Genomic DNA, 15962 nt, shown 5'->3' on the forward strand with positions numbered 1-15962 from the left:
ACGCTCGCGAGCCGTGCGGGAACACCGCCTCCTGACAGGATGCCTCCGCCTTGAGCTCCCCTTCACCGGCCATCCCCGGCTACAGCGACCTCGAGATGGTCGCGCACGGGTCGACCGCGTTCGTCTACCGGGCCGTCCAGGACCGGCTCGACCGGACCGTGGCGGTCAAGGTCCTGCTCGTCGACGACGACATGACCACCGCGGACTCGGTCGAGAAGGAGCTCGAGGCCACCGTCGCCGTCTCGAACCACCCGCACATCGTCTCGATCATCGACACCGGCCACACCGAGACCGGCCAGCCGTACATCGTCATGGAGTACTGCGAGGGCGGGTCCTACTCGGCGATCCTGAAGGCGAACGGCCCGCTCCCGGTGCCCGACGTCATCGAGGTCGGCGTCAAGATCGGGCAGGCGCTCCAGGCCGCCCACAGCGCCGACATCCTCCACCGGGACGTCAAGCCGCAGAACATCCTCCGCGGCCAGTACGGGCCGGCGCTGGCGGACTTCGGCATCGCCCGCACCGCCGCGGCGCTGGCGGCGACGGCCGCGATCGACAAGCTGACGCCGCTGCACGCGTCCCCTGAGGCGCTGCTGCGCCAGGCGCAGACGCCCGCGAGCGACCTGTACAGCCTCGCCTCCACGATGTGGCACCTGCTCGCCGGGTTCGCGCCGTTCGCGAACCCCGCCGGCGGCACCGACCCGGACACGCACCGGCAGCGGGTGACCTCCGACGAGCCGCCGCCGCGGCTCCCGCGCACGGACGTCCCGGAGTGGCTGGAGACCCTGCTGGTGCGGTCGCTCTCGCGCGATCCGGCGCGGCGCTCGGCCTCGTGCCAGGAGTTCGCGGACGAGCTCCAGCGGGGCATGTACGGCGGCGGGGTCGGCAAGGCCCCGGCGCCCCAGGTCATCGGCGACGTCTCCAACGAGGAGACGGTCTACCGGCCCGAGGTCGCCTCGCGCGGCACGCGGGTGCCGCTGGACCCGTTCGCGCCCGTCCAGCAGGCACCGTACCCGGAGCGGGGCGGGACGCTCGGGTCGACCGTCGGCGGCGGTGTCACCGGCGGCGGCACCGGCGGGTTCGGCTCGCAGCTGGGCCACGCGGTCGACCCGCGGTACGAGCAGCTCAACGGCGCTCCCCAAGGCGCGCCGCCGGTCTCGGCCGCGCCGTTCTCCGGGGCGCCGATGTCGGCGGCCCCGTTCTCGGGGGCTCCCCACGGTGCTCTCCAAAACCCCGCAGCCCCGAGCATCACGCCGTTCTCGGGCGCGCCCCAGAGTGCGGCCCAGAACGTCGCACCGTATTCGGCGCCGCCGCAGGCGCCGGTGAGCATGCAGCCGCCGCCCGCGCCGTGGACGCCGCAGCAGGCCTCGCAGACGGGTGCGCCGCACTCGGCGCCGCCCGAGCAGCAGGTGTTCGCCCCGCCCGTGATCGGGCGCGACGGCTCCAAGCAGCGGAAGGCCAAGGCGTACAAGGCTCCCAAGCCGGTTCAGGTGCGGCAGAAGGACGAGCGGAGCCTCAAGTCCTACGTCGTGCTCGGCGTCGTGATCACGGTGGTGCTGGGCTCGGTCATGACCGTGTGGCTGTGGCTCCTGTCGCCGGACAAGAACGCCGGGGACCTCGACCAGGCGAACACCGAGGGGCAGGGCGCGCCCGTGGACGTGGCGATCGAGAGCTGGAGCGGCGGCGAGGTGACCCTGACCTGGACCGCGCCGCCCGACAGCGAGGAAGGTCTGCGGTACATCGTGTTCGCCCAGCGCGTCGGCGACGACAAGGGCGAGGCGCTCAACGAGCAGGGCACGACCGAGACGACTTACTCGACCGTGGGGCTCAGCCCCGACGCGGACTACTGCTTCAATGTCAGCGCACTGTGGAGCATCGACCGCGTGCCGATGTCCGAACCGGTGTGCACCGCCGATCTGGCGGATTAGCCGAGCGCCCTATCGGGGATCGTCCGATCGGGGGAACCGTTCGCCCCCAGTGGCGTTATTCGGCGGCGGTCCGCAGTTCCGCGAATAACGCTTTCGAACAAATGATCGATGCAATTCAGGGTGCGAAAGAAAAAGCGCCCCACGCCCTTCCGGACATGGAGCGCGTGCGTCGCGGGTGCGAAGACCTAGGCGGCGACGGCCTCGGCGGCGAACACGTCCGCCTCGACGAGGGCCTTGAGGGTGGTGTCCCAACCCTGCTCGGCCGGGAGCTTGGCCGCGAGGCCCTCGATCTCGGCCTTGATCTTCTCGCCGTGTCCGGCGGCGGCGAGGGCCTTGATGGCCTCGGTGAACGCCTCGGAGCCGGTGGCCAGGTGCAGGGTCTTGCCGTCGGTCAGGTTGCGCAGGTACACGTGCTTCCCGTTGTTGAGCGGGATCAGGTACTTGAACTCGCCGAGGACGTTGAGTCCACCCGCCGCGCCGCCCTTTTGCCCGGCCTTGACGGAAGCGCGTGCTGTCTTGGAAGTGTTGGCTGCCACGCCGGTCTCCTCACCATGTCGTGTAAGACGAATCTTCGGCCTGACACAGGCAGAGCAGCCCTATGGGCGGGCACTGCACCTGGGTTGGACCATAAAAGAAAACCGACAGTCCGCCGGTCATGCGCAAGTGTAGCTCAGGTGCGACCTGCGCCGACTAGCACATACAGCTGGTGTGACGCAACGAATGCTCGAAAAAGTGAGCGCCCGGAGCCGTTTAAGCCTAGCGCGATGCTTTCGAAGCTGTCAGTATGTAACTGAGCGGAATAGCGCGCCGGGTTCGAGTTCATGCCCCTCTCGACCCGGCCGATACCCGTTGCGCGACTTCATGTCGTAGCAAAATGACCACAAGGAGTGAGCCAGTACTCAGAAACGCCGATTCCCAAGGAGGTGCGCGATGCAGACACGCGGCGTGATCTACATCCACTCCAGCCCGCTGGCAGTCTGCCCGCACGTCGAGTGGGCGATCGGCCGTGTCCTGGATCGGTCGGCGGCGTCCGCCAAGACCAGCTCCGTGAAACTGGGTTGGACTCCGCAGGGAGCCGAGGGCGGCACCATGCGCGCCGAGCGCGCGTGGACCGGCTACGCCGGCATGGCCGCCGAGTTCGCGAAGGCGTTGGCGCAGTGGCCGATGCTGCGTTTCGAGGTCACCGAGGACCCGAGTGCGGGCGTCGACGGCGAGCGGATCATGCACGTCCCCGGGCGCGGTGTCTACCGCGCGGTGACGAGCGCCGGCGGCGACATCATGATCGCCGAGGACCGCATCCGGGCCCTGCTGGCGACCACGACCAGCGCCGAGGCGCTGCGCGGAGGGCTGGACCAGCTGCTGGGCCTCGAATGGGACCGCGAGCTGAAGCCCTACCGGCAGGCCACCGGCGGCACTGAGCAGTCCTGGCTCTCCCAGGTCGGCTGAGACCCTGTCGTACCCGCCGGACATGATTGATCCGGGGGCCCGCCGAACCGACACGCCCGGGCCCGGGGGCCGGCCGAACCGCCGCCGCCGGGAACGGGGAACGCCCGCAACGCGACTCGTGTTGCGGGCGTTCCGTTTCCTCCGCCTACAGGTCGAAGGTCAGGTTGTCGAAGTTCGGGCCGTCGGTGCGCGAGCGCTTGAGCTCGTAGAAGCCCGGCGTGGTGGTCACGGCGTAGACGCCGTCCCACAGTTTCGCGGCGGCCTCGCCCTGCGGCGCGGGCGTCACGACGGGGCCGAAGAGGCCGACCTGCACGCCCTCGTCGTTCTCGACGGCGACGACCGGGGTGCCGACGTCGGTGCCGACGAGGCCGATGCCCCGCTGGTGCGAGGCCCTGAGCGCCTCGTCCCACTTGTCGGTGGAAGCGGCCGCGGCGAGTTCGGCGGGGAGACCGACGGCTTCGAGCGCGGACGGGATGTAGACGTCCGCGTCCTTCTCGCCGCGGAGGTGGATGCGGTTCCCCAGGGCGGTGTAGATCCGCCCGAGGGTCTCGTTGTCGTACTGCTCGGCGACGGCGGTCGCCACGCGGACGGCCGGGAGCGTCTTCGGCATGAAGTCGCGGTACCACTCGTCGAGTTCGTCGAGTTTGGGTTCGTTGAGGACGAAGAGGCTCATGACGTTCCAGCGGACGTCCAGGTCGCGGTGCTTCGACGCCTCGATGATCCAGCGGGAGGTCATCCACGCCCACGGGCACGCGGGGTCGAACCAGAAGTCAACGGTCTTGCGTTCGGTCATGTCGACTAGGGTACGTCGCGTTCGTGACGATGATCCGCATCGCCGATCTCGATCCTCAAACCACCTGATAACGGATAAACTTGCTGCTGATGCTGGTGAATACGCGACAAGATGACATGACGGGCCGCTTGTTCGAGCCCGCCGCCGAGCCGGCGCCGTTCGCGGGCCGGGGCCCGGCCCCCTCGGTCGAGATCCTGACGCTCTCGCGGCTGCGCGCGAGCGCGGCGAGCGAGCTGGCGCGGCCGTTCCGTCCCGACCGGCACTGCCTGGTGACGTTGACGTCCGGGGCGCTGCGGCACTCGGTGGACTTCAAGGAGCACCACATGGGTCCGGGCCAGTGGCTGTGGGCGCGGCCGGGGCAGGTGCAGCGGTGGGGCGCGCTCGACCGCGCCGAGGGCACCGTCGTCCGCTTCGCGACGGGCTTCCTCGACCCGGACACGGCGATCGGGGTGTGCGCCGACGATCCGCACGCGCCGGTGCTGCGCGTGCCCGCGAGCGAGGACCACGCGCTGCTGCGGGCGGCGACCACGCAGTTGCAGTGGGAGCACTCGGCGGACCGGCTGGCGGCGGAGACGCGGCAGCAGGTGCTGCGGCATCTGCTCGCGGTGCTGGTGCTGCGGGTGGCGGGCCTGCCGGGCGCGGTGGCCGGGCCGGAGCCGAGCGAGGTGTACCTGGCGTTCCGGGACGCGGTGGAGCGCGACTTCGCGAACACGAGGCGGCTCGCGGACTACGCGGCGGCGCTCGCGTACTCCCCCAGGACGCTGTCGCGGGCGACGCTCGCGACGGCGGGGATTCCGGCGAAGGAGTTCATCGACAAGCGGGTCGTGTTGGAGGCCAAGCGGATGCTGGCGTGCTCGGCGATGCCGGCGGCGAGGATCGGGCAGCGCCTGGGGTTCTCGAGCGCCACGAACTTCAACAAGTTCTTCGCCCAGCGCACCGGCATGACGCCGATCGCCTTCCGCAGCGAAGCGGCCGCACTGAGCGCCGACTGAGGCCACCGGGGGCGCCGAGAAGCGGGCACCGCAGTAGTCCACCGGGCCCTCGGGGTTGGGCCCCCGGTTCGCAAGAGTGCCCGAGGGGTCCGACAATCCCGCCGGTCGCGTTGTTCGAAGACGCGGCCCGATCCCGGGCGTCGAATGCCGGGCACCTCGAAAGCCCATTGGGGCCTCGGGGTTGGGCCCCCGGTTCGCAATGGTGCAGGAGGGGTCCGACAGTTTCGCCGCTTCGCGGCGGCGCCGCCCTGCGGTTACGACGCCGCGGCGAAGACCGTTTCCGGTTTCGCCTGGCCGTCCCGTTCGGTCATGACCGCCAGCAGGTCGCCGTCTTCGCTCAGCACCGCGTAGCGGCCTTCGATGCCGGCCGGTTCCAGCGCCTTGCCGTACGACAGGGCCTTCGCCTCGGGTTCGGTGGCGGTGCGGACCGGCATGAGCCTCGCGGCGGCCTCGCCCATCGTGAGCGCGCCCAGCGGCTCCGCCGCCTCCGCGCGCTCGGCCAGCGCCTCCAAGGTCGCGGCCGCGTCCAGGCCGAAACCGCCGATCCTGGTGCGGCGCAGCGCGGTCAGGTGGCCGCCCACACCGAGCGCGTCGCCGAGGTCGCGCGCGATCGCGCGGATGTACGTGCCCGACGAGCAGGAGACGTCGATGTCGACGTCGACGAAGGCGCCCTCGCGCCTGATCGCGCCGACCTCGATCGCGGCGATGGTGACCCGCCGGGCCTTGAGCTCGACCGTCTCGCCGTCGCGCACCCGCTTGTAGGCGCGCTGCCCGTCGATCTTCACGGCGCTCACGGCGCTCGGAACCTGGTCGATCGCACCGGTCATCGCGGCGAGCCCGGCGCGGATCGCCTTGTCGGCGACCGCGGCGGCGTCGGCGCTCGCGGTGACCTCGCCCTCGGCGTCGTCGGTCACGGTGGCCTGGCCGAGCCGGACCGTCGCCAGATAGGACTTGTCCAGGCCCGACACGTACGTCAGCAGCTTCGTGGCCTTGCCGACCGCCACGATGAGCACGCCGGTGGCCATCGGGTCGAGCGTGCCGCCGTGGCCGACTTTCCGCGTGCCGCAGAGGCGCCGCATCCGGGCCACCACCCCGTGCGAGGTGATGCCCTGCGGCTTGTCGACGACGATGAGGCCCGGCTGCGCTGTGGTCACGGTCGTACACGCTAACGGGCCCGTGTCGCACGCGGCGCGGCGGTGCCTACTGGTGGCGGTCGAGGGACTCCTGGAGGGCTCGCAGTGCTTCGGCCTTCTCCTCGTCCCACGATTCGGGACGGACGCGGCGCTTCCGTCGAGGCGATGAATCAGTCTTCATCCTCGATACCTTAACGAACGTTCAAGCGCCCCGATACGGCGAAACCACATGGTGGGACAGAGAAGATCAGGCCCTCTCGGCCCCGGTGACGGCCCAGGCACCGGACCGCAAGCGCCACAGGATGAGTCCGAGCCGCACCAGCATGTAGACGGCGATGCCGCCCCAGATGCCGGTCAGGCCCCAGCCGAAGACGAGCGTCAGCCACGTGAACGGCAGCCCGCTCGCGATCGAGATGACGGTCATGTTCCGCATGAACCGCAGGTCGCCCGCGCCGATGAGCACGCCGTCGAGCGCGAACACGACGCCCGCGACCGGCAGGAGCAGCACCAGCCACGGCCAGATGTACCCGAGCTGCTCGTGGACCGAGGCGTCCTTCGTGAACAGGTCCGGCAGCACCGGCAGGAGCGCGAAGATCAGCACCAGGAAGACCACCCCGTAGCCGACGCCGACGACGGTGATGCGCTTCGCGGAGGCCCGCGCGGTGTCGGGGCGGCCCGCACCGAGGTCGGCGCCGATGAGGGCCTGCGCGGCGATCGCCACCGCGTCGAGCGCCAGCGCGGCGAAGAACCACAGCTGCATGCCGATCTGGTGGGCGCCGAGGGCGGCCGTGCCGACTCTGGCGGCCACGGCGGCGGCCGAGAACGAGCTCACCTGGAACGCGATGCCGCGGACGATGAGGTCGCCGTTGGCGACCAGCTGCTTGGACATGAGCGGCCAGTCGAGGGCGAGGCTCACGCGTTCGCGGCGCAGCGCGAGGAGGAACAGGACGCCGGAGATGGCCTGCGCGACGGCGTTGGCCCACGCGGAGCCGACCAGGCCGAGACCGGCGGGGTAGACCAGGACCGGGGCGAGGACCGCCGAGAGCAGGAACGAGACGGACACGAACCACATGGGGCGCTTGGTGTCCTGGACGGCGCGCATCCAGCCTTGGCCGGCTCCGGCCACGAGCAGGAAGGGCGCGCCGAGGATCGCCACGCGCAGCCATTCGGCGGCGGCGGCCTCGACGGCGGGGTCGTCGCCCATGAGGCCCGCGAGGGGGCCGGCGAAGATCTCGATGGCGACGATCATGAACAGGCCCGCGGCCAGCGCGAGCCAGGTGCCCTGGACGCCTTCGGCCACGGCGCCGGCCCGGTCGCCCGCGCCGTAGCGGCGGGAGGCGCGGGCGGTGGTGCCGTAGGCGAGGACGGCGCCGACGAGCGGCGCGAGGCCCATGATGACGCCGCCGAGGGCGAGGCCGCCGAGCGGGACGGCGCCGAGGTGGCCGACGACGGCCGTGTCGATGAGGAGGTAGATGGGCTCGGCGGCGAGGACCACGAGCGCGGGGAGCGCGAGCGAGGCGATGCGCCGGTAGGAGGCGGGGGCCGGTTTCGGCGGTGCCGGGGCCGGTTCGGCCGGGGTGGCCGGGTTCACTTGGGGGGCTCTTCGGCCGCCTCGTCCTCGTCGTCGTCCTCGTCGACTATGTACGGGTTGGCGTCGCCGGCGTAGGCGGCGCCTTCGGCGATCTTGTGGACCTCCGCGTCGGCGGCGGCGGCCTTGGCGAGCAGTTCCTCGATCCGGTTGGCCTGGTCGGGGACCGTGTCGGCGACGAAGAGGATCGACGGGGTGTGGCGCATGCCCAGGGCCCGGCCGACGGTGGTCCGCAGGTGCCCGGTGGCGCGCTCGAGTCCGGCCGCGGAGGCCTTGACCTGCTCGTCGTCGCCGAGGACGGTGTAGAAGACCGTGGCCTCGCGCAGGTCGGGGGTCATGCGGGCGTCGGTGATGGTGACCATGCCGACTCTGGGGTCCTTGAGTTTGCGCACCGCCTGGGCGGTCAACTCCATGACCCGCTTGGACACCTGGGCCCGCTTAGCCGCGTCTACCATCGCTCTTCTGCCTTCCGCTCGTCGCGCGCCTCGGTTCGGGTGCGCCTTGTTCGGCCGCGCGCCGCTTCGGCGCGCCGCTACTGGTCGGGACTACTCGTCCTCGGGGCCGATCATGCGCCGTCGGGCGCTGAGCAGCTCCACTTCGGGGCGGCCCGCGATGTGGTGCTCGCAGGCGTCGAGGATCTCCCGCACGTGGCCGTGGTCGCCGGCCACTGCGGCGACGCCGATCGTAGTGCGTCCGTGAATCTCCTGGTCGCCCACCTCGGCGACCGCCACTTCGTACTTGCGCAGCGAGGCGACGATCGGGCGCACGTAGGAGCGCTTTGCCTTCAGGGAACGGGAGTCTTCCGGGAGGAGGAGGTCGAATTCTGCGCATCCGGTGAACACCGCTCAAGGTTACGCGCCGGGGCCGACATCCCCAAGATCTTTTAACCCGCCCGAAAACACCGGTTTCGCGACGTCCGTCACGGGTAACTGCCAACATGAGCCCGAAAGCGAGCCGGACCGTACCGTCGCTCGCCGGCTGCGCGGAGAGGGAGGAACCATGTCGGCACCGCAAGGCGGCTGGGACCGGAACTACGAGGAACCGACGAGGCCGTACCCGCCGGTGACGGAGCCGAAGGGCGCGCATCGCTCGGCCGTGGACGCCGGGAAGCTGTGGGCCGGGGGCTTCGGGACGGCGGTGGTCGCCGCGCTGGTCGCGCTCGTGGGCATCCTGCTGGTGCGCGGGGTCCTGGGCATCCACATCCTCTCGCCCTCCGACGCCGGGGCGTACGGCGACGCCACCACGACGACTTACGCGTTCGGGGCGTTCGCGGCCGCGATCCTGGCCACGGGCATGCTGCACCTCCTGCTGCTGCTCATGCCGCGGCCGATGAGCTTCTTCAACTGGATCATGCTCCTGGTCATCGCCGTGGGCGTGCTCATCCCGTTCACGGTGGTCGCGGAGCTGGAATCGCAGTTCGCGACGGCCGCGCTGAACTTCGTGATCGGCATCTGCGTGATGAGCCTGCTGAACTCGGTCTCGGGGATCGCCACGCGCGCCGCGCGGGGCCCGGCCGGCGGCGAGGGCATCGGACTGCCGTAGGGGTAGGGCTGTCCCTACCTACAAGACGGCGGACGGCCGGGTCGCTTCGGGCGCCCGGCCTTCCTAGTGTTGAGGCATGCGTAAAACCCTGCGGCAATTGGGCGTCGACACCGGCTACCTGCTTTCGATGTTCTTCATTGCCTTGCCCGCCTTCATCATCAGCATCGTGGGCTTCTTCCTGGGCCTCGGTACGGCCGTCATCTGGATCGGCGTCCCGATCGCGGCCGCGACCCTGTTCGCGATGCGCGGCATGGCCGCGGCCGGGCGCGCCCAGCTCCCGTTCGTGCTGCGCCGCGACGTCGCCCGACCGCGCTACAAGCAGGCCCGCGAGGGCAGCTCGGGGCTGCGCCGGTACCTGACCGTGCTCACCGACGGGCAGTCGTGGCTGAACCTGCTGTGGGCCGTGGCGGTGTTCCCGGTGGCGATCGCCGGGTTCGTCATCACGGTCGTCTGGTGGTGCGCGACCGCCGCGACGCTGCTGTACCCGCTGTACGCGTGGATCATCGACGCCGCGGTCGGCCCGAACAACGACGACGGCCTCCACTACGCGACCGAGTGGCTCGGCTGGGGCACCTCGTACTTCGCCAGCTCCGTGCTCGCGGTCATCGGCGGCGTCATCATGGCCCTGCTGATCGTCCCGGTCCTGCGCGGCATGGCGATGGCCGAGGCGCTCATCGGCAAGGGGATGCTGACCTCCATCAGCGGCCTCCACGAGCGCATCGACCAGCTCGCCGAGTCGCGGGACGCGGCCACCTCGGCCGAGGCCGACGCGCTGCGCCGCATCGAGCGCGACATCCACGACGGGCCCCAGCAGCGGCTGGTGAGCCTGGGCATGGAGCTCGCCCGGGTCCGCCGCCAGCTCGCGGTCAACCCCGAAGCGGCCCAGGAGACGCTGGACTCGGCCATCTCGCAGACCCGCGAGACGATCGACGAGCTGCGGGTCCTCTCGCGCGGCATCGCCCCGCCGATCCTCACCGACCGCGGCCTGGAGGCCGCCCTGGCAGCCCTGACGGCGCGCTCGCTGGTGCCCGTCGAGCTCGAGACCGACCTCAACGGCCGCTACCGGGCCGCGGTCGAGAGCACGGTGTACTTCGTGACCGCCGAGTGCCTCACGAACGTGGCCAAGCACTCCCAGGCGACCAAAGCGACGGTGTCGGTCGAGGACTGGGGGGATAGGCTGGTGCTCTCGGTCGGCGACAACGGCGTCGGGGGCGCGCACGTCTCGAAGGGACACGGGCTCTCGGGCCTGGCCGACCGCGTCAAGGCCGTCGAGGGGCAGTGGACAGTCGACTCTCCCGACGGCGGTCCGACCGTGATCGTCGTGGAGGTTCCGTGCTAGTGACTTGCGTTCACCCCGTTCGGGGACAGGGCTCGCGCCCTGTCGGCTGGACGGGGTGGCTGTGCGCGTAGTAGTGGCCGATGACGCGGTGCTCATCCGGTCGGGGCTGGTCAAGCTCCTGCAGGAGTTCGGCTGCGAAGTGGTCGCCGAGGTCGGCGACGGCGACGCCCTCGTGGAGGCCGTGGCCGAGCACCGGCCCGACGTGTCGGTGGTGGACGTGCGGATGCCGCCGTCGTTCACCGACGAAGGGCTCAGGGCTGCGACGCGCGCCAGGGAGCTCGTCCCGGGCGCGCCCGTGCTCATCCTGAGCCAGTACGTGGAGGTCTCCTACGCCGACGACCTCCTGGCCGACGCGCGCGGCGCGGTCGGTTACCTGCTCAAGGACCGCGTGATCGACGTCGACGACTTCATGGACTCCCTCAAGCGCGTCGCGGGCGGCGGCACGGTCTTCGACCCCGAGGTCGTCAGCCAGCTGATGGTCCGCCGCCGCAGGAACGACCCCGTCGCGACCCTCACCCCCCGCGAGAAGGAAGTGCTCGGCCTCATGGCCGAGGGCCACTCCAACAAGGCGATCGGCAAGAAGCTCTTCATCTCCGACGGCGCCGTCGAGAAGCACATCCGCAACATCTTCACCAAGCTCGCGCTCAGCAGCGAGGACGGCGACCACCACCGCCGCGTCAAGGCGGTCCTCGCCTACCTGCGCTCCTGACCGGCCCCCGGGCGGAAGGGGCTCGGGCGAGCACGGTCGACCGCTGAACGTTCCGCCGGGCCGCGTCGCGGTCCGGCGGCGCCTCATGCGAGGCGCAGGAATCCGCGCTCGACGAGGCGGCGGATCACGGGGTACAGCTGCGCGAAGAGCATCGCCGGCTCGGCCCCGTACGTGTCGGCCAGCAGCTGCACCTGCAGGCGCACGTCGGCTTCCCCGTTGCAGGCGCCCATGAACGCCACGATCAGCGGGTCCACCGCTTCGGCGTAGCGCATGCCGTCCGACTGCTGGAGCCACTGCCGGTCGACGTCCCAGCCCTCGCCGCCGACCTGCGCGGTCTGCTGGAGCACCGTGCCGTCGGCGACGCGGAGCCTGGACCCCCACAGGGCCTCGGGTTCGAGTCCGTTCTCGCGCACCGCGAACCACTCCCCCACCCGGGCGCTCCACGGGGTCTCGACCGCGTGGCGGACCTCCTCGCAGACCACTTCGCTCGCACCGTCGACGCCGCGGACGGCGACGAATCCGAAGCCGACGCCTTCGACGTCCTCGGCGTCGAACCAGTCCAGCCAGGCGGCGGCCTGCTCGGCGTCGTGGCTCTCACCGGAGTCGCGCTGCCAGGTGCGCACGTAGTCGAGCGGGTCGAGGACTTCGCGCTCGAGGGCCCACACCCGTGCGCCCTCGTCGGGGAACCAGTCCGCGACGCGCTCGGACCAGTCCCGGCCCCGGACGTGCAGCCAGTTCGCGAGGAACAGCATGGTGCCGTCCGGGCGCAGCAGTCCGGTCGCGGCGGCGGCGAGCTCGGCGGCGATGCCGTCGGCCGCCCGGCCCCCGTCCCGGTAGGTCCAGCCGCCGCCGGGCGTCCCCACCACGAACGGCGGGTTCGCGACCACCAGGTCGAAGCGCCGGCCGGCGACCGGTGCCAGCAGGTCGCCTTGCAGCAGTTCGAGTTCGAGGCCGTTGACCCTGGCGTTCAACGCCGCGAAGGCGATCGCCCGCCCGCTCAGGTCCGTCGCGGTCACCGACGCGCCGCGGGCCGCCAGGGCGAGCGCCTGGACGCCGCAGCCGGTACCGAGGTCGAGGACGCTGCGCCCGTCGTGGGACGCGGCGCCGTTCGAGGCGAGGTCGAGCAGCAGCTTCGAGGCGCCGCCGATGCCGAGCACGTGCTCGCGGGAGCGGCCGCCGGTCGTGTTCGGCAGCTGGTCGGAGAACAGGAGCCGGTCGCCGTCGAACTGGGCGCCCCAGCCGGCGGTCACCGCGTCCCCGTCGGCGACGAGCAGGCCGCACGCGAGGGCCTCGTCGAGTCCCAAGGGCGCGAAGGCCTTCGCCGCCGCCTCGGCCGGGACGGGCACGCCGACCACGAACAGGCGGGCCCACACGCCCAAACGGTCGTCCCCGCACCGGGCGAGCAGCGTCCGGTAGTCGCCGCGGTCGGCCGCGGCCAGCGACGCCGGGCCGTAGACGGCCGACAGCGCGGCCCGGCTGAAACCCTCACGGGCCTCGCCGAGCCGCGCCGCGGCTTCGTCTTGGAGCAGTCGCACCTAGTTCCCTGCGGTCCCAGTTAGTCGCGCGGCTTCTCGCGCATCTCGAAGGCTTCGATGATGTCGCCCTCTTCGATGTTGTTGTAGTTCTTCAAGGTGATACCGCCCTCGAAGCCCTCGCGGACCTCGGCGGCGTCGTCCTTGAACCGGCGCAGCGACGCGACCGTCGTCTCGGCGACGACGTTGCCGTCGCGCATGAGGCGGACCTTCGCGTTGCGCTTGATGATGCCGGAGGTGACCAGCACACCCGCGATGTTGCCGAACTTGGAGGAACGGAACACCTCGCGGATCTCGGCCGTACCGAGCGCCGCCTCTTCGTACTCGGGCTTGAGCATGCCCTTGAGCGCGGTCTCGATCTCCTCGATCGCCTGGTAGATGACGGTGTAGTACCGGACGTCCACGCCTTCGCGCTCGGCCATGTCGCGAACGCGACCCTCGGCCCGAACGTTGAAGGCGATGATCGTCGCCGACTCGCCGTCGCCCGCCGCGGCGAGGTTGACGTCGCTCTCGGTGATCGGACCGACGCCGCGGTGGATGACCTGCAGCTGCACTTCCTCGGGGATCTCCAGTGCGACCAAGGCCTCTTCGAGCGCCTCGACCGAACCGGCGCCGTCGCCCTTGATGATGAGCGAGAGCGTGGTGCGCTCGCCCTCGGCGATCTTGTCCATGAGGTTCTCGAGCGTGGTGCGCGAGACGCGGGACGCCTGCTGCGCCGCGCGGCGGCGAGCCTGCCGCTGCTCGGCGATCTGGCGGACCATCCGGTCGTCCTCGGCGGCGAGGAACACGTCCCCCGCCATCGGGACGGACGAAAGACCCTGCACCTGCACCGGGAACGACGGGGTCGCCTCGGTGACGCGGTGGCCGTCGGCGTCGTGCATCGCCCGGACGCGGCCGTAGGCCCCGCCCGCGACGATCGAGTCGCCGACGCGCAGCGTGCCCTTCTGGACCAGGACGCTCGCGACCGGGCCGCGGCCCTTGTCGAGGTGCGCCTCGATCGCGATGCCCTGCGCGTTGCCCTCTTCCGACGCTTCCAGTTCAAGGGAGGCGTCGGCGGTGAGCAGCACCGCTTCGAGCAGGTCCGCGATGCCGATGCCCGGCTTGGCGGCCACGTCGACGAACATGGTCTGCCCGCCGTACTCCTCGGCGACCAGGCCGTACTCGGTCAGCTGCTGGCGGACCTTGCCCGGGTTGGCGTCCGGCAGGTCGGTCTTGTTGACCGCGACCACGACCGGGGCGCCGGCGGCGCTGGCGTGGTTCAGGGCCTCGACGGTCTGCGGCATGACGCCGTCGTCCGCCGCGACCACGAGCACCACGATGTCCGTGACGTTCGCACCGCGAGCACGCATGGCGGTGAACGCCTCGTGGCCCGGGGTGTCGATGAAGGTGATCGCGCGGTCTTCGCCCTCGTGCTCGACGTGGACCTGGTAGGCGCCGATGTGCTGGGTGATGCCGCCCGCTTCGCCGGCGACGACGTTGGTCTTGCGGATCGCGTCCAGCAGCTTCGTCTTACCGTGGTCGACGTGGCCCATGACCGTGACGACCGGGGGACGCGCGACGTAGGTGTCCTTGTCCTCCTCGTCGAGGTCGATGCCGAACTGCGAGAGCAGCTCGCGGTCCTCTTCCTCGGGGGACACGATCTTGATGTCCCAGTCGAGGTGGGCACCGAGCAGCGCGAAGGTCTCCTCGGACACCGACTGCGTCGCGGTCACCATCTCGCCCAGGCCGAACAGCTCCTGAACGAGCGTGCCCGGCAGGGTGCCGATCTTGTCGGCGAAGTCGGAGAGCGACGCGCCGCGGGCGAGGCGAATGGTCTCGCCGTTGCCTCGGGGAGCGCCCGACTGCATCCTCGGCGCTGCGAGGTTGTCGAACTCCTGGCGCCGCTGACGACGCGACTTGCGGCTCTTGCCTCGCGGACCGCCGCGACCGAACGCGCCCGCGGCACCGCCGCCGCGCGCCTTGCCGCCGCCGCCTGCGCGACCGCCGCCACCGCGGTACGGGGCCGGCGTGCCGGTCGAAGGACCGGAACCGCCCGCGCCGCCGGCGCCGCCTGCGGCACCGCCGCCGGAGCCGCCGAACGTGCCGCGGTAGTTGCCGCCGCCCCCACCGGGACGACCGCCACCGCCGCCGGGACGGCCTCCGCCGCCACCGGGGCCGCCGCGACCGCCGCCGCGGGCACCGCGTGCGCCGCCGCCGTCACGACCGCCGCCGGCCGGACGACCGGGCATCATGCCCGGGTTCGGACGCGGAGGCATCATGCGCGGGCTCGGACGGGGACCGCCCGGGCGCTCGGAGCCGCCTTCGGCGGCCGGACGCGGCTTCGCGCCGGCGCCTCCGACGCCGAACGGGTTCTTGGGACCCGGCTTCGGCGCACCCGGACGGGCGGCCGGAGCGGGCTTGGGACCGGGCTTGGGCGCCGCCGCGGCGACTCGCGCCGCGTCGGCCTGCTCCTGCTGACGCTTGAGCAGCTCCTCGGCGCGCTTCTGCTCCGCGGCCACTTCGATGTCGCGGGCGCTGGCCGGCTTGATCTCGGGCTGGGGCGCGACCGGAGCGGGCTTGGGGCCCGGCTTCGGCGGCGCGGCGGCCACACCCGGCTTCGGGGCGGCCTTCTTCGCGGCCTTGCGCGCCTCGGCTTCGGCTTTCGCCTCGGTCTTGGCGTCCTTCGCGTCGACCTTGGCCTTCGCGATCTTGGACGGGCTGGGAGCCGCGGGACGGGGGCCCTTGGGGGCCGCCGCCTTCACGGGCTCGGGCGTCGGGGATTCGTTGTTCCCGGCCGACGCTGCCGGGGCGCCCTGTGCCGCGTCGTATTCGTTGCGCAGTCGACGCGCCACCGGCGCTTCGACGGTGCTCGACGCTGACTTCACGAACTCGCCCATGTCGCCGAGCTTCGAGAGCAGTTCTTTGCTCGTCGTGCCCAGTTCCTTGGCAAGTTCATGTACGCGGGGCTTTGCTGCCACTGCACT

General features: G+C 71.4%; 14 protein-coding genes. 6 read left to right on the plus strand and 8 right to left on the minus strand.

Features of this window, described 5'->3' with window-relative positions; translation table 11 throughout:
* Positions 1 to 50: 50 nt before the first annotated feature.
* Positions 51 to 1925 (plus strand): protein kinase domain-containing protein, encoded by a 1875-nt coding sequence (locus BLQ63_RS05190; RefSeq protein WP_091029592.1) that lies wholly within the window; start codon positions 51 to 53, stop codon positions 1923 to 1925.
* A 185-nt stretch (positions 1926 to 2110) separates the two neighbouring features.
* On the opposite strand, the gene BLQ63_RS05195 is transcribed toward BLQ63_RS05190, so the two are convergent.
* Complete coding sequence (locus BLQ63_RS05195; RefSeq protein WP_091029595.1) at positions 2111 to 2461, minus strand: hypothetical protein; 351 nt, start codon at positions 2459 to 2461, stop codon at positions 2111 to 2113.
* Positions 2462 to 2855: 394 nt separating this feature from the next.
* On the opposite strand from BLQ63_RS05195, the gene BLQ63_RS05200 reads away from it, so the two are divergent.
* Positions 2856 to 3371, plus strand: coding sequence for a DUF3145 domain-containing protein (locus BLQ63_RS05200; protein WP_091029598.1), 516 nt, complete (start codon positions 2856 to 2858; stop codon positions 3369 to 3371).
* A gap of 145 nt (positions 3372 to 3516) precedes the next feature.
* On the opposite strand, the gene BLQ63_RS05205 is transcribed toward BLQ63_RS05200, so the two are convergent.
* Positions 3517 to 4164, minus strand: coding sequence for a mycothiol-dependent nitroreductase Rv2466c family protein (locus tag BLQ63_RS05205; RefSeq protein ID WP_091029601.1), 648 nt, complete (start codon positions 4162 to 4164; stop codon positions 3517 to 3519).
* A 116-nt stretch (positions 4165 to 4280) separates the two neighbouring features.
* Here BLQ63_RS05205 and BLQ63_RS05210 point away from each other — a divergent pair, with 116 nt between their 5' ends.
* Positions 4281 to 5156, plus strand: a complete 876-nt coding sequence (locus BLQ63_RS05210; RefSeq protein ID WP_091029603.1) for an AraC family transcriptional regulator — start codon at positions 4281 to 4283, stop codon at positions 5154 to 5156.
* Between the two features lie 254 nt (positions 5157 to 5410).
* Here BLQ63_RS05210 and truB read toward each other — a convergent pair whose 3' ends face one another.
* From truB to BLQ63_RS05230, 4 genes are all read right to left on the minus strand, one after another.
* Positions 5411 to 6310: a tRNA pseudouridine(55) synthase TruB gene (gene truB / locus BLQ63_RS05215; RefSeq protein WP_091029606.1), complete on the minus strand. Its 900-nt coding sequence runs from the start codon at positions 6308 to 6310 to the stop codon at positions 5411 to 5413.
* A gap of 226 nt (positions 6311 to 6536) precedes the next feature.
* Entirely contained in the window at positions 6537 to 7880 is a 1344-nt protein-coding gene (locus BLQ63_RS05220) for an MATE family efflux transporter (protein ID WP_091029610.1), read from the minus strand.
* The gene (gene rbfA / locus BLQ63_RS05225) at positions 7877 to 8332 is read right to left on the minus strand and encodes a 30S ribosome-binding factor RbfA (protein WP_091029614.1); all 456 of its coding nucleotides are present in this window, start codon (positions 8330 to 8332) and stop codon (positions 7877 to 7879) included. The genes BLQ63_RS05220 and rbfA overlap by 4 nt, the downstream gene beginning before the upstream one ends.
* A gap of 90 nt (positions 8333 to 8422) precedes the next feature.
* On the minus strand, positions 8423 to 8719 hold the full coding sequence (locus tag BLQ63_RS05230) for a DUF503 domain-containing protein (RefSeq protein WP_091029618.1): 297 nt from the start codon (positions 8717 to 8719) through the stop codon (positions 8423 to 8425).
* A gap of 157 nt (positions 8720 to 8876) precedes the next feature.
* Between BLQ63_RS05230 and BLQ63_RS05235 the strand changes: the two genes are divergently transcribed.
* The 3 genes from BLQ63_RS05235 (at position 8877) to BLQ63_RS05245 (ending at position 11467) form a co-directional block, all read left to right on the plus strand.
* Positions 8877 to 9419, plus strand: coding sequence for a DUF6069 family protein (locus BLQ63_RS05235; RefSeq protein ID WP_091029621.1), 543 nt, complete (start codon positions 8877 to 8879; stop codon positions 9417 to 9419).
* Positions 9420 to 9495: 76 nt separating this feature from the next.
* On the plus strand, positions 9496 to 10758 hold the full coding sequence (locus tag BLQ63_RS05240) for a sensor histidine kinase (RefSeq protein WP_091029624.1): 1263 nt from the start codon (positions 9496 to 9498) through the stop codon (positions 10756 to 10758).
* A 61-nt stretch (positions 10759 to 10819) separates the two neighbouring features.
* Positions 10820 to 11467: a response regulator gene (locus BLQ63_RS05245; RefSeq protein WP_091029629.1), complete on the plus strand. Its 648-nt coding sequence runs from the start codon at positions 10820 to 10822 to the stop codon at positions 11465 to 11467.
* Between the two features lie 83 nt (positions 11468 to 11550).
* Here BLQ63_RS05245 and BLQ63_RS05250 read toward each other — a convergent pair whose 3' ends face one another.
* Positions 11551 to 13002: a methyltransferase gene (locus BLQ63_RS05250; RefSeq protein ID WP_091029635.1), complete on the minus strand. Its 1452-nt coding sequence runs from the start codon at positions 13000 to 13002 to the stop codon at positions 11551 to 11553.
* A gap of 20 nt (positions 13003 to 13022) precedes the next feature.
* Positions 13023 to 15956: a translation initiation factor IF-2 gene (gene infB / locus BLQ63_RS29565; RefSeq protein WP_091029638.1), complete on the minus strand. Its 2934-nt coding sequence runs from the start codon at positions 15954 to 15956 to the stop codon at positions 13023 to 13025.
* Positions 15957 to 15962 lie beyond the last annotated feature (6 nt).

Origin of the sequence: Glycomyces harbinensis, assembly GCF_900101745.1 — a bacterium.
GTDB classification, from domain to species: domain Bacteria; phylum Actinomycetota; class Actinomycetes; order Mycobacteriales; family Micromonosporaceae; genus Glycomyces; species Glycomyces harbinensis.

Excerpts from the sequence above, each read along its gene's own strand:
- BLQ63_RS05200 (WP_091029598.1), top strand. The coding sequence starts at position 2,856 with ATGCAGACACGCGGCGTGATCTACATCCACTCCAGCCCGCTGGCAGTC.
- BLQ63_RS05205 (WP_091029601.1), bottom strand. The coding sequence starts at position 4,164 with ATGACCGAACGCAAGACCGTTGACTTCTGGTTCGACCCCGCGTGCCCG.
- BLQ63_RS05210 (WP_091029603.1), top strand. The coding sequence starts at position 4,281 with ATGACGGGCCGCTTGTTCGAGCCCGCCGCCGAGCCGGCGCCGTTCGCG.
- rbfA (WP_091029614.1), bottom strand. The coding sequence starts at position 8,332 with ATGGTAGACGCGGCTAAGCGGGCCCAGGTGTCCAAGCGGGTCATGGAG.
- BLQ63_RS05235 (WP_091029621.1), top strand. The coding sequence starts at position 8,877 with ATGTCGGCACCGCAAGGCGGCTGGGACCGGAACTACGAGGAACCGACG.
- BLQ63_RS05240 (WP_091029624.1), top strand. The coding sequence starts at position 9,496 with ATGCGTAAAACCCTGCGGCAATTGGGCGTCGACACCGGCTACCTGCTT.